The sequence below is a fragment of the Microbacterium sp. T3-8 genome, assembly GCF_055398145.1.
The window spans coordinates 2093037-2115432 of sequence record NZ_AP027918.1 but is presented as its reverse complement, the minus strand read 5'-3'; the positions used below and the strand labels follow the sequence as shown (position 1 = coordinate 2115432).

Here is a 22396-nt window from a genome sequence, read left to right as displayed (position 1 = left end):
TAGTGTTGTTCCGTCGCTTCGACGATAGTTCCCCGCGGTGCCGCAGGCGCCGGATTCGTAAGACTTCGACACAGGAAACGAATGACCGACACGCAGAGCACCACGGGCGTCGTGCGCCTCAGCGACCGCCAGCCGACCGTCACCGGTCCCGAGATGCTCGCGAGCCTCGTCCCGCCGCCGCAGTTCGACGGTGCGACGTTCGACAGCTACCGCGCGGATGAGGCGTACCCCTCCCAGGAGGAGGCGAAGGAGACGCTCCTGCGTTTCGCCGGGCGTGGTGCGCCGGTCAAGAAGGCGTCGTTCTTCAGCCGACCGAAGAAGGAGCCGGCGGTCAAGCCCGGCGTCTACCTCGACGGCGGTTTCGGCGTCGGGAAGACGCACCTCCTCGCGTCGATCTATCACGCCATGCCTGCCCGACGGAAGTACTTCGGATCCTTCATCGAGTACACCGCCCTGGTCGGGGCCCTCGGATACAAGAACACGGTGGACCTGCTGCGCGGAGCCGACCTCCTCTGCATCGACGAGTTCGAGCTCGACGACCCCGGCGACACGATGGTCATGACGCGTCTGCTGGGCGAGCTCGTCACCTCGGGCACGAAGCTCGCGGCCACATCGAACACCCCTCCGAATGCTCTGGGCGAGGGCCGCTTCGCCGCGCAGGATTTCCTCCGCGAGATCCATCAGATGTCCGACAGCTTCCAGACGATGCGGATCGACGGAGTCGACTTCCGTCAGCGGGCGATCGACGGGCATTCGATCGTGCTCTCCGATGAGGACTACGCCTCGGCGATCGCCACGGCATCCGAGTCCGGGCTGGTCTCCGACGATGCGTTCGACGAGGTCGTCGCGCACCTGGCGCGCGTGCACCCCTCTCGGTACATCCGCCTGATCGACGGCCTCCGACTCGTCGGGCTGCGCGATGTGCGCGTGCTCACCGATCAGTCCGAGGCGCTGCGGTTCGTCGCCTTCGTCGACCGCGTCTACGACGCGCAGATCCCGATCGCCGCGACCGGAGTATCGCTGGACCAGGTCTTCGCCGAGGAGATGCTCGGCGGCGGGTACCGCAAGAAGTACCTGCGCGCCATCTCCCGGCTGAATGCACTGACGCATTCCAGCCGCGCGTAACGCGATGGTTACACACCGACGCCGGGTGTAACCGGAGCGAAACACTCCTCGCGCCTTCCCGAAACCGGGCATCGCCACACTGGTGCTCTCAGTTACTCGGATGTGAGGTATTCCATGGATGCTCCCGGCAACATCTCCTGGGCGATCACCGCGACCGCCCTCGTTCTTCTCATGACCCCCGGTGTCGCCTTCTTCTACGGCGGCCTGGTCAAGGCGAAGAGCGTGGTCAGCATGATGATGATGAGCTTCGGCTCCATCGGACTGGTGGCCGTGCTCTGGATCCTGTTCGGCTACTCGATGAGCGCGGTCGACAGCCCCACGCAGTTCGCGGGCAACCCGTTCGCCGACTTCGGTCTCTCGGCGCTGTCCGAGGGCCCCGACGCGAACGTCGCCCTTCTCGGTGTCGCGTACGGCGCGACCTTCGCGATCATCACGGTCGCCCTGATCTCCGGCGCCATCGCCGACCGCGCCAAGTTCGGCTCCTGGCTGATCTTCGCCGGCATCTTCGCCACGGTCGGGTACTTCCCGATCGCCGCGTGGGTCTGGGGCGGCGGCTGGATCATGAACCTCGGCACCACGCTCTTCGGCGAGGACAGCGGCATCGCCGTCATCGACTACGCCGGTGGTACCGCGGTGCACATCAACGCGGGTGCCGCGGCCCTCGCCCTCGCTCTCGTCCTCGGCAAGCGCATCGGCTTCCAGAAGGGCATCCTCAAGCCGCACAACGTGCCGCTGACGCTGCTCGGTGCCGCTCTGCTGTGGTTCGGCTGGTTCGGCTTCAACGCCGGTGCGGAGTGGCTGTCGGAGGACATGGGCGGTATCGGACTCATCGGCATCAACACCCTCGGCGCCACGGCGGCGGCCATCCTCGGTTGGATCGTCATCGAGAAGATCAAGGACGGCAAGCCCACCTCGGTCGGCGCGGCCTCGGGTGCCGTCGCCGGTCTCGTCGCCATCACCCCCGCCTGCGCCAACCTGACGCCCGGCTGGGCACTGGTCCTCGGCCTCGTCGCCGGTGTCGTCTGCGCCCTGGCCGTCGAGCTGAAGTTCCGTCTCGGCTTCGACGACTCGCTCGACGTCGTCGGCATCCACCTCGTCGGTGGCCTCATCGGTACCCTCTACCTCGGCTTCTTCGCCACCGGACAGGGCATGTTCACCGGTGGTGACTGGCGCCTGCTGGCCGTCCAGGCCATCGCCGCAGGTGGCGTGCTGATCTACTCCTTCGTCGTCGCCTTCATCATCGGCTTCGCGATCGAGAAGACGATCGGCTTCCGCGTCACGAGCGAGGACGAGATCGCCGGTGTCGACTCCGTCGTCCACGGCGAGGAGGGCTACGCGCTCACCGACGCCTGATCGCCCGAGCGCGAGCGACGTAGTGTGAACGTGTGAGTTCATCCAGGAGCATCCTCGTCACGATCGCGCAAGCGCTGCTCGACGCACTGACACCCCGAACGTCCCGGCCCCGCAAGGAGCCGGGACGTTCGGCCGTGCTGAAGGCGTCGAGAACGGATGCCGGGAGCACCCGCGGGGTCGAGACCGTGCGCCTCGATCCCGCGCACCTCGACGACGTCGTCATCAGCTACGCGCCCGATCGCGACGGCGCTCCCGATGCCGGGGAGATCATCTGGACCTGGGTGCCCTACGAGGAGGGCGACGGGCGGGGCAAGGACCGCCCGGTGCTCGTGATCGGCCGGGAGTCGTCGGATCGGGTGTTCGCCGTGCGGATGACCAGCCGCTCCCACGACGGTGATCGCGACTACCTGTCGATCGGATCGGGGGAGTGGGACTCCCAGGGGCGGGAGTCCTGGGTCGACGTCGAGCAGCTCTACAGCGTCCACGATGCGGGCATGCGCCGCGAGGCCGCCGTGCTCGCGCGTGCGCGCTTCGACCGGGTCGCCGCCGCCCTCCAGCGGCGCTACGGCTGGCGCGCCGACCGGTAGGAGATTCCTCCAATCCGTTTGCGCCGGGGTGTCGAACTCCTTGCATGAGCCGCTCCCGCGGTTCCCGCACAAGGAGGCATCATGCGTTTCATCCCCACGAAGGTTCACGGAGTCCTCGACTACGTCGTCGGCATCGCACTCATCGCGGCACCATGGCTGTTCGGATTCGCCGCCGTCGGTGGCGCAGCGGTCATCATCCCGATCGTGCTCGGCGTCGGCCTCATCGTCTACAGCCTGTTCACGAAGTACGAATGGGGACCCTTCGGGTTCATTCCCATGCCCGTGCACCTCGTCTTCGACATCGTCGCGAGCCTGTTCCTCGCCCTCTCGCCGTGGATCTTCGGCTTCTCCGGAGAAGCGCTCAACGTCTGGCTGCCGCACGTCGTCGTGGGCGTGACGGTCATCATCGTCGTGCTGTTCTCGCAGCCGCAGCCCCAGACCACGCCGCGGGCCGCCCGAGCCTGACGCGCGGACGACGGCGCCCCTCCTGTTCTGAGCGGGAGGGGCGCTCTCGTGCGCGGAGGAGGAACGGCCCTCAGCCGCCCTGAACGAGCAGACCGCCCTCGTAGGCGAGGATCACGAGTTGAGCGCGGTCGTGCGCTCCGACCTTGGTCATGATGCGGTTCACGTGGGTCTTGGCGGTGTGCGGCGAGATGAACAGCTCTTCCGCGATCTCCTGGTTGGAGCGACCCCGAGCGACCATCAGCAGCACTTCTCGCTCGCGTTCGGTGAGCGAATCGAGCTTGGCGACTCCCGGTGCCGGGGCTCCGCGGACCGGCATCGCGACGAAGCGGTCGATGAGTGCGCGGGTCGCCAACGGGGAGAGCAGGGCGTCGCCGGCGTGCACGGAGCGCACGGCGCGCGGGATCTCGTCGGGCTCGGCGCCCTTGCCGATGAAGCCGCTGGCGCCCGCACGAAGCGCCTGGACGAGGTACTCGTCCTCCTCGAAGGTGGTCAGGATGAGCACGCGGACGCCCTCGAGACCCGGCGCTCGGCAGATCTGCGCGGTCGCCTCGATGCCGTCGAGCACGGGCATCCGGATGTCCATGATCACGATGTCCGGCCGATGCGCCGAAGCGAAGTCGATCGCCTCCCGACCGTTCGCGGCAAGCCCGATGACGTCGATGTCGTCCTGCGCGCCGAGGATGTCGGCGACCGCCTGTCGGATCAGTGCCTGGTCGTCGACGATGAGAACGCGGATCATGACTGCTCCTTCGACCGCGGCATCCAGGCGCGGATCTTCCAGCTGCCGCCGTCGGGTCCTGCGTCGACCGTGCCTCGCACGGAGGTCACGCGCTCGCGAAGGCCGAGGAGACCGAGACCGGGGGACTCGCTGCCGTCGGGCGAGGGCGACGCGGTCATCGGGTTGGTGACCGTGATAGCGAGGCCGTCGTCGTCGGCGCGGAGCAGGAGGTGGGCGCGATGCTCGGTGCCGTGCTTGTGCGCGTTCGTGAGTGCCTCCTGGACGACGCGGTAGGCGACGAGCCCGGTCGCGCCGGTGACGCGGTCGAGGTCGCCCTCGGTGCGCACTGTCACCTCCAACCCGGACGACGCGAACTGGTCGACGAGCTCGTCGATGCGGTCGGTGCCGGCCTGGGGGCCGGTGCTCCCGTCGCCGACGTCGGCCGTGCGCAGCATCGACATGAGGTCTCCGATCTCGCCGAGCACGCTGCGCGCGGCGCCGCGGATCGTCGCCAACGCCTGCTTGGCCTTCTCCGGGCGATCGTCGATCACCGAGGTCGCGACTCCCGCCTGCAGACTGATGACCGCGATCTGGTGCGCGACCGCGTCGTGCAGATCCCGGGCGATCCGCAGCCGTTCCTCGCTCACGCGCCGCTGGGCTTCGGATTCTCGGCTGCGCACCGCGCGTTCCGCCCGCTCGGTGATGGCGGAGATGTAGTCGCGCCGCGAGCGCGCCGCGTCGCCCAGGGCGGTCGAGAGCGCCACGATCAGCCCGAACTGGAACGCCCGCGGGTCGTACACGGAGCCGATCGCCGAGAGCAGGGACAACAGCATCACGGCGACGACGGCGCACGCCGCGATCAGCAGCGCACGTCGACGGATGGTGCGCAGGGTGACCTGGTACATCGCGAGGCCGATCGCGATGCCGATACCGGGCGAGAGGATGCCGGTGGCGGCTGCGGCGCCGAAGTTGACCAGGAGCGCGGCGAGCGTCAGGAGCGGCCACCGCCGTCGCCAGGGGACGATCGCAAGGGGAAGGAGCACGAGGACGAGGGAGAGCACGCTCGTCGGGCGGAAGTCGGGGATCGGAGTGGGTGCCAGGGCGAAGACGAGCACGACGACAGCGACGAGCACGTCGGGGAGCCATACCGGCATCCGGGGGCGCGGATCCGCGGGCGCCTCGGGAACGTCGGTGTGCTCTGCCATCCCCTCAGTCTGCCGTGGAACGGCCGCCGTCGCGTCGGTCGCCCGGGTCATCGGGAGTACCGCGGACGCGGTACATGCGGAACGCGATCGAGGGATGTGCGGACCCCGGGGCGAGAGGGACGCTGATATCCGTCGATCCGAACGGAGTTCTCCGATGCCCGCACCCCTTCTTCAGATCAGGGATGTCCACAAGTCCTACGGGCGTGGCCCGACCCGCTTCGATGCGCTCAAGGGGGTGAGCTTCGACGTCGGCGAAGGGGAATCGATCGCGATCGTCGGCAAGAGCGGATCGGGAAAGTCCACCCTCATGCACCTGCTCGCCCTGCTCGACGCCCCGGATACCGGAACGATCGCTCTGGAGGGTGTGCAGACGGCTCGCCTGCGAGGCGCGCAGCTCAACCGCACGCGCAACAAGACGTTCGGTTTCGTCTTCCAGCAGTTCTTCCTCACCGGCGGCAACAGCGTGCTCGAGAATGTCGTGCTGCCCCTCAAGATCGCGGGCGTCCGGGCGGGCGAGCGCCGCCGGCGCGGCATGGCCGCGCTCGAGCAGCTCGACCTCGCCGACAAGGCGCGCAACCGGGCGGTGGACCTCTCCGGAGGTCAGAAGCAGCGCGTGGTGATCGCGCGGGCACTGGTGAACAATCCGCGCATCATCTTCGCCGACGAGCCGACCGGCAACCTCGACAGCGCGACGGGCGCCGTGGTCGAGGACATCCTGTTCGGACTCAACCGCGAGCACGGCATCACGCTGATCGTCGTCACCCACGACGAGGATCTCGCGGCGCGCTGCGATCGCCGGATCGTCATCCGCGACGGGCGCATCGTCGACGAGAGCGAAGAGCAGGCCGCCGCATGAGGGCCGCGGACCTCGTCGGATCGGCGATCTCGAACACGTTCCGAGCGAAGACCCGCACGATCCTCACCATCCTGGCGATCTTCGTCGGAGCCTTCACGCTCGCTCTGACCGGCGGCCTCGGCACCGGGATCAATCGGTACATCGACGACACGGTCTCGGGGGTCGGCGCCGCCGACGCGATGAGCGTCACGCGGGCCGCGGACGATGCGACGACGGTGCCGGGCGCGACTGGCGGGGAACCGCGCGAGTACGACCCGGACGCGGTCTCGAGCGGCATCCCCGGGCAGACGGTGATCGCGCTCGATCCCGATGACGTCGCCGAGATCGAGCGGATCGATGGCGTCGTGCGCGTGGACCCCACACGCACGATCACCCCCGATTTCATCCGGGCCGGCGACGGCACGCCGTTCGTCGCCTCGGTCGGGAGCCTCATCCCGGGGCAGACGACCGTGCTCGCCGCCGGAACGGATCCCGACGACGACGCGTCGGAGACGGAGGTCGCGCTGCCCGCCGCCTACGTGGAGGCCCTCGGGTTCGCGGACGACGACGATGCGCTCGGCTCCACGGTCACGCTGGGGATCACGGATGCGGCGCGCACCTCGCACACGATCGACGCGACCGTCGTCGGCATCACCGAGGAGGCGCTCGCAAGCCCAACGGGCTCGAGCATCCTCGTGAACCGATCGATGAGCGACGCGCTCTTCGAAGCCCAGGCGACCGGCCTGCCCGCGGATCAGATCGACCGCTTCGCATCGGCGACGGTGTGGTTCGCACCCGACGCGACGGACGACGAGATCCAGGCGCTGAAGGACCGTCTGGCCGATGCCGGGTTCACCGGGACGACTGTGGCCGACCAGCTCGGCACCATCACCACCGTCATCGACGGAATCGTGCTCGTGCTCAACGCCTTCGCGATCATCGCCCTGCTGGCCGCCGCGTTCGGCATCGTGAACACGTTGTACATGTCGGTTCAGGAGCGCACGCGCGAGATCGGTCTGATGAAGGCGATGGGCATGGGCTCGGGACGCGTGTTCGGTCTGTTCAGCCTCGAGGCCGCCTTCCTCGGATTCCTCGGGAGCGCGATCGGCGTCGGGATCGCGATGCTCGCCGGCGCGGGGATCAGCGCGGTCTTGGCCGACGGCCTCCTCGCGGACCTGCCGGGATTGACCCTCATCGCCTTTGATCCGGTCTCGGTCCTGTCGATCATCGCCCTCGTGATGGTGATCGCCTTCCTCGCCGGGACCCTGCCCGCCGCCCGAGCAGCGCGAGCCGACCCCGTCGAGTCCCTGCGCTACGAGTGAGGTGCGGTCGGTGGCTGTGGTCCGGAGTTCACGGCCGGGACCACAGCCGCTCGACCGCGACCTCGCGCCCGAGGACCCGGGCCGCCGCGCGGTGCCCCGACAGGAGCGCGGCGGGCACGGTCGCCGGGTCATCGGTCCAGGTCGCCTCTCCGGCGATGTGCAGCACGCCGCCGATCGGGGTCGCCAGGTCGTCGTGATCGGCGGTCGTCGAGCCGAGCGTCATGTACGCGTAGGCACCGTGGGCGAACGGATCGTCCTGCCAGTGCGTGCGATTCACCGCAACGGGGGCCGGCACGTCGGCGCCGAACAGCCGGCGCAGCTGCGCGAGCACCGACTCCACGACCTGATCGTCGTCCCAGTCCCGCGTCTGCTGCGCCGCCGGCCCCGCGGCGAAGGTGAGCAGCGTCGGCTCGTCGTCGAGGGCGGTGAGGTCGTACCAGGAGTGCCACCATCGGCCCTCCGGCCCCTGTTGGCGGATCGCATAGACGCCGTCGTCCCAGAACCGCGCGGGGAAGCGGAGGAAGATCTTCTCGAACGCATTCATGCGCAGGCGCGACAGCGCCCCGGCATTCGGCTCGGGCAGCGCAGGGTCGATCACCAGTGCGGGGGACTGCAGCACCCCGACCGGCACCGTGAGTACCGCCGTCGTCGCGCGGAAGACCTCGTGCGGTGTGGTGGCGACGACGCCCTCCGCCGACCACTCGACACGGGAGACGGGGTGGTCGAGCCGTACGTCGAGCCCCTCCGCCAGATGCGTGGCGAGGCTGTCGTACCCGTCGGGGAAGACGACCTCGTCGCCGTCGATCGTGTCGTCGTCGAGCCCGTGAGCGGCGAGGTCCTCGATCCACGCGCCGTACTGCTCCTCGGCGCGATGCTCGAGGTACTCGCGCACCCGCTGCGTGCGGTCGGCGTTCCATCCCTGCGTCGCGAGGGCGGCCTCCGTCACATCGCGATACGACGCATCGGCCGCCGACACGGCGATGGCGTCGCGGAGCGCCGCATCCACCGCACGGATGTCGGCGACGTAGGCACGGGCATCCACGTCGGACAGACGGATGCCGTCCGGGCCGTAGTGAGCGATCGGACGGCTGTCGGGCTGGTAGCCCCCGACCGTGAACTCCTTCGTGCGCATGCCGAAGGCGGTCGCCGCGGCCGCGACCGGGCTGCCGTCGATGCCGTGGATCCAGGAGGCGCCGAGATCCGTGACCCGGCCGGCGGAGCGATCGGTCGTCACACGGCCGCCGATGCGGTCCCGCGCCTCGAGGACGACGACGCTCAAGCCCTCCGCCCGAAGAAGTCGTGCGGCAGAGAGGCCGGCGATTCCCGCACCGATCACGATCGCGTCAGAGGTGTGCATGAGGGCTCCTTCGCCGGAGGGCATCGCAGGGGGTGATCCCGACGTTAGTCAGTCGGACCCCACCGATGGAAGAGCTCAGGGCGATGGCCTGGACCGATCGCGTCGGGTCCCGGCCATCGCCCTGAGGTGCGCGTCAGTTCGACTGGACGAGGATCTTCGCCCCGGCGCCGCCACGGAGAGCGTGGATCGCATCCACGACGCCATCCAGCGGCACGTCCTTCACCCACCCGGTCGTGTCGTACACGCCTGCGGCCATCGCGGCGATGACCGCGTCGAAGTCCTCGGGGAGATACGCCAGCGCGCCGGCGATCTCGGTCTCGGCCATCACCAGCTGGGTCGGCAGGAAGTCCATCGTGCGCTCGTGGATCGCGACGACGACGACACGGCCACCCGGCACGAGGCTCGCGAGCGAGGAGGTGATGGCGGGGCCGGCGCCGGCGGCATCGAACGCCACGTCCACGCCGTCGCCGTCGGTCAGAGCGGTGACGGCCGCGCCGAGATCCTCCGTCACCGGGTCGACGACCGTGGCGCCGAGGGCCGCGATGATCGCGCGTCGATCCGCGCTGGGCTCGGACACGAGCACCTTCTCGATGCCACGTGCTTTGAGGGCGAACCACACGCCGATGCCGATGGGGCCGGCACCGGCGATGAGGGCGGTTCCCCCCGACTCCACGCCGCTGCGCGAGACGGCGTGCCACGCGACCGCCATCGGCTCGACCAGGGCGCCGAGACGCAGGTCGACGTTCTCGGGAAGCACGTGCAGCTTCGACGCGTCGACGGTCGTGAACTCGGCCATGCCGCCACCGTTCGAGCTCAGACCGTGGAATCCGATCTTCTGGCACGCGTTGTACATACCGCGGCGGCATGCAGCGCAGTCACCGCAGTAGTAGATCGGCCAGACGGCCACCCGGTCGCCGACCGAGATTCCGTCGACGCCCTCGCCGAGCTCGACGACCGTGCCCGAGAACTCGTGTCCGAGGATCTGGGGGAGGGTCGACCCGGTCAGCGGATGCGGGTGTTCGAAGTCGAGGCCCGCTGCCTCCGGCGTGTAGTAGACGTGCAGGTCGGAGCCGCAGATGCCCGCGAAGGCGTTGCGCAGCTTGACCTGCCCGGGTCCGGGGGAGGGATCTGCGACCTCCTCGATGCGGAGATCCTCCTGCGCGTGGAAAACTGCGGCCTTCATCCTTCTCTCCTTTTCCGGCGGCCGTCAGCGCAGCCACCACTCCGGGGACGCCGCGAGGATGAGCCTCACGGCGCGGTCGATGTCGTCGTCGCCGCTGCGCAGCCACTCCTCGATGGAACCCACGGTGCCGGCGGCGGCGTAGGCGAACGCGATCGCCATCGCCGCGGGATCTTCGCGGAAGTCCGGGGGAACGATGTCGGGGTGAAGGTGCACCCAGAGTTCGAGGCCCGACCGGATGGACCGCTCGAGGTTGCTGCGCACGGGAGCGGCGAGCAGGGGGTGCATCGCGCCGCGGTAGACGTCCGCGCGGCGGAGGACGTGCTCGAGCAGTGCCCGCTCGCCGTCACCGATCGCGTCGGTGCGCGGGAGGATCTCCATCGCTTCGGCGATCTCGGACGAGAGGGCGTCGGCGAGGAGGTCGACTGGGCTCTCGGCATGGCGGTAGAAGGTGTCGCGGGTCACACCCGCCGCGGTGCAGATCGCGGAGGCGGTCACGTCGGCGATCGGCATCCGTCCGGCCAGATCGAGGACGGCGTCGCGGAGGTGCTCCCGTGAACGTCGCGCCCGTGCATCCATGTCGCCCAGTTTATCCGACATGTGTCAGATAAGGCGTAACGTGGCGGGAAGGACGGCACCACGACGGTGCCGCAGAGAGGAAGTCATGTCAGGGTTCGAGAACAGCGTCGCGGTCGTCACCGGCGGAGTTTCGGGGATCGGAGCGGCGATCACGCGCCGCCTGGTCGATCGGGGTGCGAAGGTGTTCGTCGCCGACATCAATGCGGATGCCGTGGCCGCCGCCACCGAGACGTTCGGCGAGAACGTGGCGGGCGTGCGCACCGATGTCACCGACGAGCAGTCGATGGAGGCGCTCTTCGCCGCCGCCGTCGAACGATTCGGCCGGATCGATGCGGTGTACAACGTCGCCGGCGGCTCGAAGCCGGGCCGCGTCATCGACATGGATCTCGCGACCTGGGACTTCAACATCAAGCTGAACCTCTACGGCGCGTTCCTGGGCACGAAGCTCGGCGCGAAGCAGTTCCTCGCCCAGGGCGGCGCGGGTTCGATCGTGAACATCGCATCGTTGAACTCCCAGGTGCCGATGCATTCCGGTGCCGGGTACTCGACCGCGAAGGCCGGTGTCGTGATGCTCACGAAGAACGCCGCGCTCGAGCTCGCCGAGCAGGGCATCCGGGTGAACGCGATCTCGCCCGGCCTGGTCGCCACGCCGCTCACGGGCGGACTGCTGGCCGTCCCGGGAGTCATGGACACCTACCTGGATCGCATCCCCGCGAAGCGCGCCGCCGATCCCGACGAGATCGCGGGCGTCGCGCTGTTCCTCGCGTCGGCCGACGCGTCGTACGTCAACGGCGAGAACATCGTCGTCGACGGTGCGTGGGCGACGACCGGCTACCCGGACCTGCGCGCCTTCATGGGCTGAGCCGACGGCTCACAGCGGCACGACCAGGGGCGTCCCTGCGTGCGGGTCGGGGATCACGGAGCAGGCGAGTCCGAAGACCTCCTCGACCCGCTTGGCCGTGACGATCGTCGACGGATCCCCGGACGCCACGATCTCGCCATCGCGCATCATGATCATGTGATCGGCGAAGCGCGCGGCCTGGTTGAGATCGTGGAGCACCGCGACGACCGTGCGTCCCTCGGCGTGGAGGCCATGGAACAGGCGCAACAGGTCGTACTGGTGCGCGATGTCGAGGAACGTCGTCGGCTCGTCCAACAGCATGGTCGGCGACTCCTGCGCGAGCAGCATCGCCACCCAGACGCGCTGGCGCTGTCCGCCGGAGAGCTCGTCGACCAGACGCCCCGCGAGCTCGGCCGTGCCCGTCGCCGCGAGGGCGGCGGCCACGGCAGCCTGGTCGGTGTGCGACCACTGGCGGAGGATCGTCTGGTGGGGGTGTCGACCGCGGGCGACGAGGTCCGAGACGCGGATGCCGTCCGGCGCGAGCGACGTCTGGGGGAGCAGCCCGAGTCGCCGCGCGATCTCCTTCGTCGGCAGGTCCGAGATCGCTCGACCGTCGAGCAGCACCTGCCCGGTCGTGGGGCGCAGCAGACGCGCGAGCGCACGCAGCAGCGTCGACTTGCCGCAGGCGTTCGGGCCGACGATGACCGTGAACGAGCCCGCGGGGATCTCGACATCGAGATGCGCAGACACCACGCGGCCGTCATAGCCGACCGTGAGGTCGGCGCCCTGCAGGCGGGGGCGGGTGAGGGTCTTGGACGTCGTCATCGGCTTTTCGGTCATCGTCTTCTCGGTCATCGGCTTCTCGCTTCCTGGATGAGTAGCCAGACCAGGTAGACGCCGCCGAGGCAGACGGTGACGAGGCCGACCGGGATCTGGGTCGGGGCGAACAGCCGTTGCGCGAGCACATCGCTCGCGACCAGCAGCAGTGCGCCGAGAGCGGCGGATGCCGTGAGCGTGACGCTCGCCGAACCGGTGAGGCGGCGGGCGATCTGAGGTGCGGCGAGCGAGATGAAGGCGATCGGGCCCGCCATCGCCGTGACGACCGCGGTGAGTCCCACGCCGAGGATCACGAGCGTCAGACGCACCCCTCCGGTGCGCACCCCGAGGGCGGTCGCCGCGTCGTCGCCGAGCTCGAGCATGTGGAGACGATCGGCGAGCATCGCGACCGCGATCGCGATCGGGATGATCACGCACGCGGCGATGCCGACCTGCTCTGCCGTGATGAGGTTGAGCGAGCCGGCGCCCCAGGCGCTGGCGAGCAGGGCGACGTTCAGGTTCGCGTTGAGGATGATCCAGGTGTTCACCGAGGCGAGCATCGACGCGATTCCGATGCCGACGATGATGAGTCGGAACCCGGTGAACCCGCGGCGGAACGCCAGCAGGTACACGACCAGTGCCGTCGCGGTGCCGCCGACGAGCGCGGCGGCGGCGGTCGATGCGACGCTGACGCCGAACGTCGTGATCACGATCAGCGCGCCGGTATAGGCCCCCGCGTCGAAGCCGATCACGTCGGGGCTGCCCAGAGGGTTGCGCGTGAGCGATTGGAAGATCGCGCCGCCGATGCCGAGGGCGGCGCCGAAGACGAGTGCGCCGAGCACTCGCGGGAGCCGCCAGTCGATGATCACGAGCTCGGCGCGGGGTTCCCCGAAGCCGAGCAGCGTCGCGACGACCTCGCCCGGACTGAAGACGGAATCGCCGAGGGTGAGCGCGAACACGCCGATCGCGATCGCGAGCGCCGTGGCGGCGAGAGCGACGATCGTCGCCCGCACACCGATGCGCCGGGAGAAGAAGGACGTCTGCGGCGTGAAGACGCGGCGGCCGGCATCCACCGGCGTGGTCAGGAGGTCGGCGCTCACAGCCCGCTCACCTTCCGACGGCGCACGAGGGCGATGAGGACGGGGGCGCCGATGACCGCCGTCACGACCGAGACGGGCAGTTCGCCCGTGCGGAGCACGAGTCGACCCGCCACGTCTGCGGTGAGAAGCAGCAGCGGTGCGGCGAAGACGGTGCCGAGGAGGATCCAGCCCTGATGGGGCCCGACGAACCAGCGCACGGCGTGCGGCACCATCAGGCCGACGAAGGCGATCGGACCGGCCGCGGCGGTGGCCGCACCGCAGAGCAGTGTCACCGCGACGATCGAGAGCACCCGCGTGAGGGCGACCCGGGATCCGAGGGCGGTCGCGAGATCGTCGCCCAGCGCGAGAGCGTTGAGCGACGGCGCGAGGCAGAAGGCGAGGACGAGGCCGATGAACACGAAGGGCAGCACCGCGTAGACGTCCGGGGTGAGCGAGGTGAGCGAGCCCGCGTTCCAGCTGCGCATCCGGTCGAAGACGCTCGGGTTGAGGAGACCGATCGCCGCCACGACGCCGCCCATCACGGCACCGAGCGCGACACCGGACAACGTCATCCGCAACGGATCCGGGGCGGTGCGGCCTGCCGAACCGATCAGGTACACGAGGACCGTCGCCGCGATCGCGCCGGCGAACGAGAACCAGATGTATCCACTCGCGGCGCTCACACCGAAGAAGGCGACGCCGATCACGACGCCCAGGCTCGCTCCCGCATTCACCCCCAGGATGCCGGGATCGGCCAACGGGTTGCGGGTGAAGCCCTGGATCAGTGCTCCGGCGATGCCCAGCGCTGCGCCGACCGCGAGACCGACGATCGTGCGCGGGACGCGCATGCCCTGCACGATGGCGCCGGCGTCACCCGTGCCGACCGTGAGGCCGTGCCAGACGTCGACCGGAGAGATCCGCTGCGAGCCGAACAGCACGCTCGCCACGCAGACGAGCGCGAGCGCGCCGGCGAGGAGGAGTACCACCAGGCCGCGGCGTGCCCCCGAAACCTGCGGTGCTCTCTCCTCGACGAGCGTCGAGGTCATACCGCGCACCTCACAGCCCGAGCTTCTCCAGCTCGGCGTCGTAGGCGTCCTCGATCTCCTCCTCGGAGCGGCCGTCGTCATTCCACATGGCCATGAGTCGCGCGTGGGTGCGCTCGTCGAGGGATTCGTAGCGCTCCCGCCAGGCTTCGGCGTTCTCGGTCCAGTAGCCGAGGACCTTGTAGTCGGTCGCCGGGAGCTTCAGGTCGTGACGGAGGTGCTTACGCACGCCGCGCGTGGCCTTCGTCTCACCGGCGACCCAGACGTACCCGCGCCCCGTCGGAAGCTCGGATGCGCGCAGGATCTCCTCGATGCGCGTGGGACCGTGCCCGTTGCCGCCGTGCACCCAGTGCAACTCCACTCCGTCCGGGGTGGTCAGGGACAGCTCGTCCTCGGCCGTCGCGACCTCGACGACCACACGGGTGCGGACGCCGCTCGGCGCGTTCTCGGCGAGGCGCGTGGCCGCCGGCAGGCCGGTGGCGTCGGCGATCAGAAGCTGCCACTCGATGTCGGCGGGCGCCGCATAGAGCGCCTTCGGCGTGTTGACCCCGAGCACGTCACCCGGCTGGGCGCGCAGGGCCCACGCCGCCGCGATCCCCCCGTCGTGCACGACGAAGTCGATGGTGAGCTCGCGCGCCGCGGCATCCCAGTCCCGCACCGTGTACGTGCGCATCGGGGCCGGATCCACACCCTCCGGGAAGACCCAGTAGCCATCGTCGGTCGGGAACGGCAGGTTCGGCTCGATCTGCCCCTCGGTCGGGAAGAAGACACGGAAGTACTCGTCGCCCACCCCGGTGGTCACGAATCCATCGAGACCTTCGCCGCCGAAGACGACCCGCATCATGCCCGGGCTCAGCCGTTCGACGCGCTGCACCACGATGCGGTGCACGAGGTTGACGGTCATCCGAGGAGCGCCTTCTCGACGACGGTGAGGAACGCGTCCATGCCGCTGGGGGAGCCGTAGATCATCTCGTAGTTGTAGGGGTAGTACTCGCCGTCCTGCACGAACGAGAGGTTCTGCCAGATCGCGTTCTGCTGCAGGGCCTCGTCCTCCTCGACCCAGACGGTGCCATCCTCTTCGGCTCCGGTGAACACGACGTCGATGCCCTCGAGCTGTCCGAGCTGCTCGGGGCTCAGTTCCGCGTACTCGTCGCTCGCGGGTAGGCCGTCCTCCGTCGCGTTCATCAGGGGCGCCATCTCCAGACCGAGGTCGGCGAAGACGAGGCAGGGCACGCCGTAGCAGGACGTCGTGACCTGACCGTCCCAGTAGCCGACGTCTGCGACGACGGGGTGGATGTCGGCGGCGTCGAGGCGGGAGCGGATGTCGGCGATGCGGGCTTCGTACTGGTCGACCCACTCCTGCCACTGCTCCTCGCGGCCGAGATCGGTCGCGGCCTTCGCGACGACGTCTCGCCAGTCGCCCCCGTCGAATGCGTTGTACGTGTAGGTCGGTGCGATCTTCTGGAGCTGCCCGTCGAGGTCTTCCTCGTAGCCGAGGCCGCTGAGGATGAAGTCCGGTTCGGCCTCGAGCACGGCCTCCAGGTTGAACTCCGGGAAGTTCCCGAAGGTCTCCAGCCCCTCCAGTTCCTCCTGAGGGAAGAAGTCGGGGAAGGCCGTGAAGTCGTCGCGGATCGGCTGTGTGCCGGCCAGGTCGAAACCGAGCGTGATGAGGATGTCGAGGTCGGTCGTGTAGAAGCCGAGCGCCGCCGTCGGCTCGGCCGGGATCGTGATGTCGACGCCGGTCGGAGTCGTGAGCTCCACCGTGTCGTCCGCGGTGGAGGAGCCGCCGGCGGAGGAGGCGGCGCACGAGGTCAGGAGGAGGCAGGTCGCTGCGAGCGCGACGAGGGACACGGGCGTGGAGCGCATGGGAGGGTCTTCCGGAAGAGGATCGGGGAGCCGGGGCTTAGGTAAGGCTCGGCTTACCCAGTATGGATCCGTCCGATGTCGCGGAGATGCCACACCGTGTCGAGGTCACGCCGACTTCGCGGAATCCTCGTCGCGTCGCGCGGCGTACTCGCCGGGCGTGCGCCCGACTTCCCGGCGGAAGGCTTGCACGAACGCACTCGGCGTCGCGTAGCCGGAGCGCCGGCTCACGTGCGCGACCGTGTAGTCGGCGGAGAGCCATTCGATGGCGCGGCGCATGCGTGCTCGGGTGCGCCAGGTGGAGAAGCTCAGGCCGGTCTCGGCGACGAACAGGCGTGAGAGGTTCCGCGCGCTGGCGCCCACGTGATGCCCCCACTCCTCGATCGAGCGATCGTCGGCGGGGTCGGAGAGCAGCGCCTCGGCGATCGCTCGGGTACGCAGGTCGAGGGGGAGGGGAAGGTCGACGACGGATGCTTCGACGGGTTCGAGCAGGCTGACCACGAGTTCCTCCGCATGCAGGCGCGGTCCCGCCGCGAGGTACGGCGGAGCCTCGAGTCGGTCGAGCACGGCGCGCATCACGTCGGGCAGGGCGACCGCGGTCGTGCGCGGCGAGGGGGAGGCGATGTCGCCGTCGATGAAGGTGCAGCGGAACGAGGTGCCGGCCGCGGCGATCACGCGATGGGACGTCTCGGCGGGAATCCAGAGACCCTGCGTGGCGGGGATGGCGAAGTGTCCGTGCTCGGTCTCGGCGGTGAGAACGCCTCGCGCCCCCCAGAGCAGTTCGTGACGATCGGGGTGGGTGTGGGTGTCCCAAGCGGCCCCGTCGACCACGTCGAACTCGTTCGTTCCGATGCGCCAGACGACGCTCTCCTCGGAGTCGGTTTCGGTGAGCGACATGAAGCCTCCGCTTGCCTTGCCGTGGGCAGATTAGGACACCCTAAGTTAGCACGCGCGCTCGTCTCGCCGAGGGGATGGGGCGGAACGAAGAAGCCCCGCTCCGTCGAAGCGACGTGCGGGGCTGTGATGTGTGGGCGATACCGGACTCGAACCGATGACCTCTTCCGTGTGAAGGAAGCGCGCTACCAACTGCGCCAATCGCCCATGACCCAGGGGGTCGAGAAACGATACTACCGGACGCGCGCGGGCCGTGATGACCATCCGGCGAGACACGCGCGAGATTCGCTTCCGGTTTGGACAGTCGCGGATCATCGGCTAATGTTTCATAAGTGCCCGGGACAACCGGGAACGAAATGCGGATGTAGCGCAGTTGGTAGCGCACAACCTTGCCAAGGTTGGGGTCGCGAGTTCGAGTCTCGTCATCCGCTCGAGTGCAGAGGGTCTTCTTCAGAAGGCCTTCCGCACGTGGGGTCAATCCACACGGTGGCGTGGCCGAGCGGCTAGGCACCGGCCTGCAAAGCCGTTTACACGGGTTCGAATCCCGTCGCCACCTCACTGAGAACTGAATAGCCTTCATAGGCGCGATTGGCGCAGCGGTAGCGCGCTTCCCTGACACGGAAGAGGTCACTGGTTCGATCCCAGTATCGCGCACAGACGAAACCCCCGGTCCAGCCGGGGGTTTTTGCGTTTCCGGCCGTCGAAGTGCTCGCCCGAGAGGTAACTGGACTTCAGTGACTCTCGTGGCCGAAGTACGCGAAGAGCCAGACGACCACCCCGACCACCGCCGCTGCGACGAATCCGAGTGCCGTCGGGAAGGCGCTGCTTCCGTACATCCACGTGGGGAAGAGTGCGCATCCCGCGGGAGAATCGCTCTCCCACGCACCCGCGAGCCAGCCCGTCCGGCAGTAGTCCTGAATGGCGGGCGCGACGATGATCCCGGCGGCGAGACCCCCGACCGGGCTCGTGATGGCGGTCCAGACCGCTGCGAACTGCGCGTCGGCGTGCGAATCGGCTTCGCCCATTTCGGTACCCTTTCCCCAGTGGTACCCCTCCGCCCACAGCAAACCACGCCGAGCCGCCCAGCGGAAGAGCTCGGGAGCATTCCACAGGTCAGCGGGCGCTGAGCGCGGCTGCGATCCGACGCACCGCCTCCTCGAGGAGCGGCCGCGGTAGGGCGAAGACGAACCGGGTGAAACCGATCGCAGCCACCCCGCAGGCGGCGCCGTCCGTCATCGCGACACCGGCGTTCTCGCGGAACCACTCGCTCAGATCGCCGGTCAGCCCGGTCTCCCGGAAGTCGAGGAGAGCGATGTAGGTTCCCTCCGGAACGGTCATCCGCACCTGGGGAAGGTGCTCGGCGACCAGGGCGGCCAGTGCTCGGCGATTACCGTCGAGATAGGCGACCGTCTCGTGCAGCCACTCGCCCCCATCGGCGTACGCGGCGACGTTGGCGACCGCTCCGATCGTCGAGGTGCCGTGCCCCGACCACGCTCCTTCGCGTTCCCAGAGCTCCGCATCCCGCTCGTTCGAGACGATGATCTGCGCGCACTTGAGACCGGCGAGGTTCCACGCCTTGGACGCGGAGGTGGCGGTGAGGGTATGACCTGCGGCGACATCGGAGATCGAGGCGTAGGGAATGTGCCGGGCGGGGGCGTAGACGATCGGCGCGTGGATCTCGTCCGAGAACACGCGTCCGCCGGCGTCGTGCACGGTCTCCGCCACCCGTTCGAGCTCTTCGCGCGTCGCGACCGTTCCGAGCGGGTTGTGCGGATTGCACAGCACGAGCAGCTCGCCGCCCTCGGCGAACGCCGCGGCCACCGCGTCGTGGTCGAGCACCCAGCGCCCGTTCTCGACGATGCTCGGCACCTCGATGACCCGTCGCCCGTGCATCGGGGGAACCATGAGGAACGGCATGTACGCCGGCGTCGGGACGATCACGGCGGCCCCCGGAGCCGTGTACTGCTCGATCGCGTACTCGAAAGCGGTGATCACGTCGGGGACCTGCTTCACCTGCGCCGACGAGATCTCCCAGCCGTAGCGAGCGGCGTACCAGGTGGCCGTCGCGGCGGCGAGCTGGTCGGCGAGATGCTGCGGAAGGTAGCCCGTGAGGCCCTGCTCGAGGGCATCGCCCACCGCGTCCTTCACCGCGGGTGCGACCCCGAAATCCATCTCGGCGACGAAGGCGCCGATCGTGTCGGGGAAGGTCGTCCACTTGACGCTCCCCGCCTCTCGCAGATCGTTCTCGGTGAGGGTGTCGATGCGGTCGACGGACATACGGGGATCCTTCACGGCAGGGGAGCGGGGGCTCCCTCGATCGTACGGGGAGCGCGCCCTGCCGGGGCCGGAGGGCCGACCCCGCGGCGGGTCACCGATCGCGGGGTGCGCGTTTGACGATGTCGTACGCGGCGAGCGCCGCCTTCCGCGTCTCCCCGAGGTCGACGATCGGCTCGGCGGGGGCATCCGATGCCCACTGCGAGATGTACAGGCGGTTCGGATCGAACTTCTTGGCCTGGAGCTCGGGGTTGAAGATGCGGAAGTAGGGCGCGGCATCCGCGCCGGAGCCCGCGACCCACTGCCAGTTGAACGGGTTGTTCGCCCCATCGGCATCGACGAGGGTGTCCCAGAACCACTCCTCGCCGCGGTGCCAGTCGATGAGGAGGTTCTTCACGAGGAACGACGCAGTGACCATCCGCACCCGGTTGTGCATGTACCCGGTGCGCCAGAGTTCGCGCATTCCGGCGTCGACCAGGGGCACGCCGGTCTCGCCGCGCTGCCACGCGTCGAGGTGCGACGGCTTCAGCCGCGGCCACGGGAAGGCGTCGAACTCGGGGCGCAGGTTCTTCGTCGCGAGGTCGGGGAAGTGGAAGAGCGTGTGCCACGCGAACTCGCGCCACCCGAGCTCCGAGAGGAACCCGCCCGCGCCGTCCGCGGAGACCGCCTCGTGCCAGACCGTGAACGGGCTGATCTCTCCCCAGCGCAGGCGGGGGGACAGGAGCGAGGTGGCTCCGGCCGAAGGCTCGTCGCGTGCGCGGTCGTACGATCCGAGGTCCTCGTCGAGGAAGGAGCGCAGCCGACGTCGAGCGGCGGGTTCCCCGGGTTCCCAGGTCTCGCGCAGTCCCTCCGCCCAGTCCGGACGGGTGGGCAGCAGAGCCCAGTCGTCGAGGTCGTCCGATGCCGGAGCCGAGCGGATGCCGTCGATCTCGCGTGGCTCGGGGAGGGGGAGTCGCGGTGCGGGCAGCGAGAGGCATGCCCGCCAGAAGGGGGTGAACACGGAGAAGTGCGTACCGGCCCCCGTCGTCACCGTCCAGGGCTCGTGGAGAAGGGATCCCGCGAAGGAGGCGACCTCGACGCCGTCGCTCCGCAGAGCGGTCTTCAGCTCGGCGTCGATGTCGCGCTCGGGTCGGCCGTACCGGCGATTCCAGAAGACGGCGCCGGCGTCGGTATCTGCCACGACCTGGGGGATCACGCGGGCGGCGGGACCGCGGCGCAGCACCAGTGCGCCCCCACGCCCCCGCAGCCGTTCGCTCAGCGAGGCGAGTGAGTGATGCAACCACCAGCGGGCCGCTCCGCCGAGCGGTCGGATGCCGGGGGATTCCTCGTCGAGCACGTAGACGGCGAGGATCGGCTCCCCGCGATCGATCGCGGCGCGCAACGCGGGGTTGTCGGCGAGACGCAGATCATCACGGAACCACACGATCGAGGGGGAGGACATCGCCCCATTCTGGCGCTCGTCGTGCGATCGGAGAAATGTCAGCGTCGGCCTTGACTTCGACCCTCGGCGCTGGTGGCCCACACCGCCCACACCATGAGGAGCGGCTGCAGGAACAGCCGCCCGAATCGACGGCGGTCGGTGTCGAGCCCGGGCGTGGAACGGCCGGTGCGCCACTGGTGCACGTTGCCGGGCAGCACGGCGGCGAAGAACAGCGCAGTGGCCCATCCGATCCGCGCGCGCTCCCGAGGAAGGGCGACCAACCCCGCGGCGAGCCCGATCTCCACCGCACCGGAGGCGACCACGATCGTCTCCTTGTCGAGCCCGGACATGCGCGTGGCCCAGTCCGGCACGACCACGCGGAAGCCGCGCGTCTGGACGAAGTGCAGGACGCCGATCGCGCCGAGTCCTGCGGCGAGGATCCACCGGGCGATCGTACGGGTCATCCGCTCACGCTACCCCGGTTCACTGCGGAAACGGCATCCGTTCGGCCGCCCAGCTCCGGAATGCGTCCGCGATCTCCGCCGCATGCGTGTGATGGAGATAGTGATCGCCGTCGACAGGTATCACCGTGCCGTCGGCGACGCTCGCCGCCTGGGCCTCGTGCAGGGCGACCCAGTCCGGATTCTTCTCGTTGTCGGCTACGGCGAACAGCAGCACGGGGAGATCATCGGGAAAGGTGCGTCCCTCGGCCTGCGCGAAGTTCGGGGCGATGTGCGCCATCTCGTCGAGGTACGTGGGCGCCATCGACGTGCGATGGGAGATCATCGCAATCTGCTCCCGGTCATGATCGGAGTAGGCCCCACCCTCATGCCCGACGCCGCCCACCGCAAGCAACAGGCGTGCGAGTCCCAGAGTTCGGGCGGCGCCCATGAGTCCTGTCGGGAACTCGGTGTCCATGTGCGGCTGCCCCGGCACGCTGGTGTCGATCCCGACGAAGCCGCGGAGCTCCTCGGGATGCTTCGCCGCTAGCTCGAGCGCATAGATGCCCGCGATGGAATGCCCCATCAGCACGTACGAGTCGATGTCGAGCTGTTCGAGGGCGTCGTGTACCTCCGCGACGATGTTCTCCGTCGTCCGCGCGCGTTCGGTGCCGTCGCTCAATCCGTAGCCGAGGGGTTCGATCACGACGACGCGATAGTCGGTCGCGAGGTCATTGACGAGCGGTGAGAAGTCGATCGCCGGTGACGCCGTGCCGAATCCGGGGAGGAGCACGATATCCGTGGGACCGGAGCCGGTGATCACGACGTTCATCCGATGACCGTCGACGGTGACGAAGGTCCCGTACGGCTCGATCGCCTCCTTCTCGATCTCCGACGCGACGACGTTCACGACGGTCGTCGTCGCCAGCCCCAGGGTGATCGTCGCGGTGACGGCCACGAGGGTGACGAGCCCCCTCTTCACGAACTTCTTCATCGCCAG

The 22396-nt window shown here is 69.0% G+C and carries 23 protein-coding genes and 4 tRNA genes; 10 read left to right on the top strand and 17 right to left on the bottom strand.

What is annotated here, in order from left to right; all coding sequences use genetic code 11:
- Window positions 1-81: 81 nt before the first annotated feature.
- The 4 genes from zapE (at window position 82) to ACZ5Y9_RS10050 (ending at window position 3530) form a co-directional block, all read left to right on the top strand.
- Window positions 82-1125: a cell division protein ZapE gene (gene zapE / locus ACZ5Y9_RS10065; protein WP_440747091.1), complete on the top strand. Its 1044-nt coding sequence runs from the start codon at window positions 82-84 to the stop codon at window positions 1123-1125.
- Between the two features lie 114 nt (window positions 1126-1239).
- Window positions 1240-2478: an ammonium transporter gene (locus ACZ5Y9_RS10060; RefSeq protein WP_464471257.1), complete on the top strand. Its 1239-nt coding sequence runs from the start codon at window positions 1240-1242 to the stop codon at window positions 2476-2478.
- A gap of 32 nt (window positions 2479-2510) precedes the next feature.
- A complete protein-coding gene (locus ACZ5Y9_RS10055; protein WP_464471256.1) occupies window positions 2511-3065 on the top strand; it encodes a type II toxin-antitoxin system PemK/MazF family toxin in 555 nt (184 codons plus the stop codon).
- Window positions 3066-3146: 81 nt separating this feature from the next.
- Window positions 3147-3530: an SPW repeat domain-containing protein gene (locus ACZ5Y9_RS10050; RefSeq protein WP_247622388.1), complete on the top strand. Its 384-nt coding sequence runs from the start codon at window positions 3147-3149 to the stop codon at window positions 3528-3530.
- 70 nt (window positions 3531-3600) lie between these two features.
- Here ACZ5Y9_RS10050 and ACZ5Y9_RS10045 read toward each other — a convergent pair whose 3' ends face one another.
- Together ACZ5Y9_RS10045 and ACZ5Y9_RS10040 are read right to left on the bottom strand one after the other, a co-directional pair.
- Window positions 3601-4269, bottom strand: a complete 669-nt coding sequence (locus ACZ5Y9_RS10045; RefSeq protein ID WP_464471255.1) for a response regulator — start codon at window positions 4267-4269, stop codon at window positions 3601-3603.
- Window positions 4266-5453: a histidine kinase gene (locus ACZ5Y9_RS10040; RefSeq protein ID WP_464471254.1), complete on the bottom strand. Its 1188-nt coding sequence runs from the start codon at window positions 5451-5453 to the stop codon at window positions 4266-4268. The genes ACZ5Y9_RS10045 and ACZ5Y9_RS10040 overlap by 4 nt, the downstream gene beginning before the upstream one ends.
- 154 nt (window positions 5454-5607) lie before the next feature.
- Here ACZ5Y9_RS10040 and ACZ5Y9_RS10035 point away from each other — a divergent pair, with 154 nt between their 5' ends.
- Together ACZ5Y9_RS10035 and ACZ5Y9_RS10030 are read left to right on the top strand one after the other, a co-directional pair.
- Entirely contained in the window at window positions 5608-6309 is a 702-nt protein-coding gene (locus ACZ5Y9_RS10035; RefSeq protein ID WP_464471253.1) for an ABC transporter ATP-binding protein, read from the top strand.
- Window positions 6306-7610 (top strand): ABC transporter permease, encoded by a 1305-nt coding sequence (locus ACZ5Y9_RS10030; RefSeq protein WP_464471252.1) that lies wholly within the window; start codon window positions 6306-6308, stop codon window positions 7608-7610. Before ACZ5Y9_RS10035 ends, ACZ5Y9_RS10030 begins: the two co-directional genes overlap by 4 nt.
- Window positions 7611-7638: 28 nt before the next feature.
- On the opposite strand, the gene ACZ5Y9_RS10025 is transcribed toward ACZ5Y9_RS10030, so the two are convergent.
- The 3 genes from ACZ5Y9_RS10025 to ACZ5Y9_RS10015 all read right to left on the bottom strand — a co-directional run bounded on the left by ACZ5Y9_RS10025 (window position 7639) and on the right by ACZ5Y9_RS10015 (window position 10726).
- Window positions 7639-8967 (bottom strand): flavin monoamine oxidase family protein, encoded by a 1329-nt coding sequence (locus ACZ5Y9_RS10025; protein ID WP_464471251.1) that lies wholly within the window; start codon window positions 8965-8967, stop codon window positions 7639-7641.
- 133 nt (window positions 8968-9100) lie between these two features.
- The gene (locus ACZ5Y9_RS10020; RefSeq protein ID WP_464471250.1) at window positions 9101-10150 is read right to left on the bottom strand and encodes a 2,3-butanediol dehydrogenase; all 1050 of its coding nucleotides are present in this window, start codon (window positions 10148-10150) and stop codon (window positions 9101-9103) included.
- 24 nt (window positions 10151-10174) lie between these two features.
- Entirely contained in the window at window positions 10175-10726 is a 552-nt protein-coding gene (locus ACZ5Y9_RS10015) for a TetR/AcrR family transcriptional regulator (RefSeq protein WP_464471249.1), read from the bottom strand.
- A gap of 85 nt (window positions 10727-10811) precedes the next feature.
- Between ACZ5Y9_RS10015 and ACZ5Y9_RS10010 the strand changes: the two genes are divergently transcribed.
- Window positions 10812-11588 carry an SDR family NAD(P)-dependent oxidoreductase gene (locus tag ACZ5Y9_RS10010; protein ID WP_464471248.1) on the top strand — a complete coding sequence of 259 codons (777 nt, stop codon included), beginning with the start codon at window positions 10812-10814 and terminating at the stop codon, window positions 11586-11588.
- A 9-nt stretch (window positions 11589-11597) separates the two neighbouring features.
- Here the strand turns inward: ACZ5Y9_RS10010 and ACZ5Y9_RS10005 are convergent, their stop codons facing one another.
- From ACZ5Y9_RS10005 to ACZ5Y9_RS09975, 7 genes are all read right to left on the bottom strand, one after another.
- A complete protein-coding gene (locus tag ACZ5Y9_RS10005; protein ID WP_464471247.1) occupies window positions 11598-12422 on the bottom strand; it encodes an ABC transporter ATP-binding protein in 825 nt (274 codons plus the stop codon).
- A complete protein-coding gene (locus ACZ5Y9_RS10000; RefSeq protein WP_464471246.1) occupies window positions 12419-13483 on the bottom strand; it encodes a FecCD family ABC transporter permease in 1065 nt (354 codons plus the stop codon). Before ACZ5Y9_RS10000 ends, ACZ5Y9_RS10005 begins: the two co-directional genes overlap by 4 nt.
- The gene (locus tag ACZ5Y9_RS09995; RefSeq protein ID WP_464471245.1) at window positions 13480-14508 is read right to left on the bottom strand and encodes an iron chelate uptake ABC transporter family permease subunit; all 1029 of its coding nucleotides are present in this window, start codon (window positions 14506-14508) and stop codon (window positions 13480-13482) included. Before ACZ5Y9_RS09995 ends, ACZ5Y9_RS10000 begins: the two co-directional genes overlap by 4 nt.
- A 10-nt stretch (window positions 14509-14518) precedes the next feature.
- Window positions 14519-15409 carry a siderophore-interacting protein gene (locus ACZ5Y9_RS09990; protein WP_464471244.1) on the bottom strand — a complete coding sequence of 297 codons (891 nt, stop codon included), beginning with the start codon at window positions 15407-15409 and terminating at the stop codon, window positions 14519-14521.
- Complete coding sequence (locus tag ACZ5Y9_RS09985) at window positions 15406-16371, bottom strand: ABC transporter substrate-binding protein (protein WP_247632159.1); 966 nt, start codon at window positions 16369-16371, stop codon at window positions 15406-15408. Before ACZ5Y9_RS09985 ends, ACZ5Y9_RS09990 begins: the two co-directional genes overlap by 4 nt.
- Before the next feature lie 105 nt (window positions 16372-16476).
- Window positions 16477-17265, bottom strand: a complete 789-nt coding sequence (locus ACZ5Y9_RS09980) for a helix-turn-helix domain-containing protein (protein ID WP_464471243.1) — start codon at window positions 17263-17265, stop codon at window positions 16477-16479.
- A gap of 131 nt (window positions 17266-17396) precedes the next feature.
- Window positions 17397-17469: transfer RNA gene (locus ACZ5Y9_RS09975), tRNA-Val, on the bottom strand.
- 151 nt (window positions 17470-17620) lie between these two features.
- On the opposite strand from ACZ5Y9_RS09975, the gene ACZ5Y9_RS09970 reads away from it, so the two are divergent.
- The 3 genes from ACZ5Y9_RS09970 (at window position 17621) to ACZ5Y9_RS09960 (ending at window position 17916) form a co-directional block, all read left to right on the top strand.
- Window positions 17621-17693 (top strand) — tRNA-Gly (locus ACZ5Y9_RS09970).
- 54 nt (window positions 17694-17747) lie between these two features.
- Window positions 17748-17818 (top strand) — tRNA-Cys (locus ACZ5Y9_RS09965).
- A gap of 26 nt (window positions 17819-17844) precedes the next feature.
- Window positions 17845-17916, top strand: a tRNA-Val gene (locus tag ACZ5Y9_RS09960).
- Window positions 17917-17993: 77 nt separating this feature from the next.
- Here ACZ5Y9_RS09960 and ACZ5Y9_RS09955 read toward each other — a convergent pair.
- The 5 genes from ACZ5Y9_RS09955 to ACZ5Y9_RS09935 form a co-directional block, all read right to left on the bottom strand.
- On the bottom strand, window positions 17994-18287 hold the full coding sequence (locus ACZ5Y9_RS09955; protein ID WP_247632161.1) for a hypothetical protein: 294 nt from the start codon (window positions 18285-18287) through the stop codon (window positions 17994-17996).
- An 88-nt stretch (window positions 18288-18375) separates the two neighbouring features.
- Entirely contained in the window at window positions 18376-19539 is a 1164-nt protein-coding gene (locus ACZ5Y9_RS09950; protein WP_464471242.1) for a MalY/PatB family protein, read from the bottom strand.
- A gap of 91 nt (window positions 19540-19630) precedes the next feature.
- Complete coding sequence (locus ACZ5Y9_RS09945) at window positions 19631-20977, bottom strand: cryptochrome/photolyase family protein (RefSeq protein ID WP_464471241.1); 1347 nt, start codon at window positions 20975-20977, stop codon at window positions 19631-19633.
- 38 nt (window positions 20978-21015) lie between these two features.
- Window positions 21016-21420 (bottom strand): DoxX family protein, encoded by a 405-nt coding sequence (locus tag ACZ5Y9_RS09940; RefSeq protein ID WP_336640324.1) that lies wholly within the window; start codon window positions 21418-21420, stop codon window positions 21016-21018.
- 19 nt (window positions 21421-21439) lie between these two features.
- Window positions 21440-22390: an alpha/beta fold hydrolase gene (locus ACZ5Y9_RS09935; RefSeq protein ID WP_464471240.1), complete on the bottom strand. Its 951-nt coding sequence runs from the start codon at window positions 22388-22390 to the stop codon at window positions 21440-21442.
- Window positions 22391-22396 lie beyond the last annotated feature (6 nt).

Bases quoted from the DNA above. Each gene is read 5' to 3' on its own strand.
- zapE (WP_440747091.1), top strand. From the start codon at position 82: ATGACCGACACGCAGAGCACCACGGGCGTCGTGCGCCTCAGCGACCGC.
- ACZ5Y9_RS10060 (WP_464471257.1), top strand. From the start codon at position 1,240: ATGGATGCTCCCGGCAACATCTCCTGGGCGATCACCGCGACCGCCCTC.
- ACZ5Y9_RS10050 (WP_247622388.1), top strand. From the start codon at position 3,147: ATGCGTTTCATCCCCACGAAGGTTCACGGAGTCCTCGACTACGTCGTC.
- ACZ5Y9_RS10045 (WP_464471255.1), bottom strand. From the start codon at position 4,269: ATGATCCGCGTTCTCATCGTCGACGACCAGGCACTGATCCGACAGGCG.
- ACZ5Y9_RS10040 (WP_464471254.1), bottom strand. From the start codon at position 5,453: ATGGCAGAGCACACCGACGTTCCCGAGGCGCCCGCGGATCCGCGCCCC.
- ACZ5Y9_RS10035 (WP_464471253.1), top strand. From the start codon at position 5,608: ATGCCCGCACCCCTTCTTCAGATCAGGGATGTCCACAAGTCCTACGGG.
- ACZ5Y9_RS10030 (WP_464471252.1), top strand. From the start codon at position 6,306: ATGAGGGCCGCGGACCTCGTCGGATCGGCGATCTCGAACACGTTCCGA.
- ACZ5Y9_RS10025 (WP_464471251.1), bottom strand. From the start codon at position 8,967: ATGCACACCTCTGACGCGATCGTGATCGGTGCGGGAATCGCCGGCCTC.
- ACZ5Y9_RS10020 (WP_464471250.1), bottom strand. From the start codon at position 10,150: ATGAAGGCCGCAGTTTTCCACGCGCAGGAGGATCTCCGCATCGAGGAG.
- ACZ5Y9_RS10015 (WP_464471249.1), bottom strand. From the start codon at position 10,726: ATGGATGCACGGGCGCGACGTTCACGGGAGCACCTCCGCGACGCCGTC.
- ACZ5Y9_RS10010 (WP_464471248.1), top strand. From the start codon at position 10,812: ATGTCAGGGTTCGAGAACAGCGTCGCGGTCGTCACCGGCGGAGTTTCG.
- ACZ5Y9_RS10005 (WP_464471247.1), bottom strand. From the start codon at position 12,422: ATGACCGAGAAGACGATGACCGAAAAGCCGATGACGACGTCCAAGACC.
- ACZ5Y9_RS09995 (WP_464471245.1), bottom strand. From the start codon at position 14,508: ATGACCTCGACGCTCGTCGAGGAGAGAGCACCGCAGGTTTCGGGGGCA.
- ACZ5Y9_RS09990 (WP_464471244.1), bottom strand. From the start codon at position 15,409: ATGACCGTCAACCTCGTGCACCGCATCGTGGTGCAGCGCGTCGAACGG.
- ACZ5Y9_RS09985 (WP_247632159.1), bottom strand. From the start codon at position 16,371: ATGCGCTCCACGCCCGTGTCCCTCGTCGCGCTCGCAGCGACCTGCCTC.
- ACZ5Y9_RS09980 (WP_464471243.1), bottom strand. From the start codon at position 17,265: ATGTCGCTCACCGAAACCGACTCCGAGGAGAGCGTCGTCTGGCGCATC.
- ACZ5Y9_RS09955 (WP_247632161.1), bottom strand. From the start codon at position 18,287: ATGGGCGAAGCCGATTCGCACGCCGACGCGCAGTTCGCAGCGGTCTGG.
- ACZ5Y9_RS09950 (WP_464471242.1), bottom strand. From the start codon at position 19,539: ATGTCCGTCGACCGCATCGACACCCTCACCGAGAACGATCTGCGAGAG.
- ACZ5Y9_RS09945 (WP_464471241.1), bottom strand. From the start codon at position 20,977: ATGTCCTCCCCCTCGATCGTGTGGTTCCGTGATGATCTGCGTCTCGCC.
- ACZ5Y9_RS09940 (WP_336640324.1), bottom strand. From the start codon at position 21,420: ATGACCCGTACGATCGCCCGGTGGATCCTCGCCGCAGGACTCGGCGCG.
- ACZ5Y9_RS09935 (WP_464471240.1), bottom strand. From the start codon at position 22,390: ATGAAGAAGTTCGTGAAGAGGGGGCTCGTCACCCTCGTGGCCGTCACC.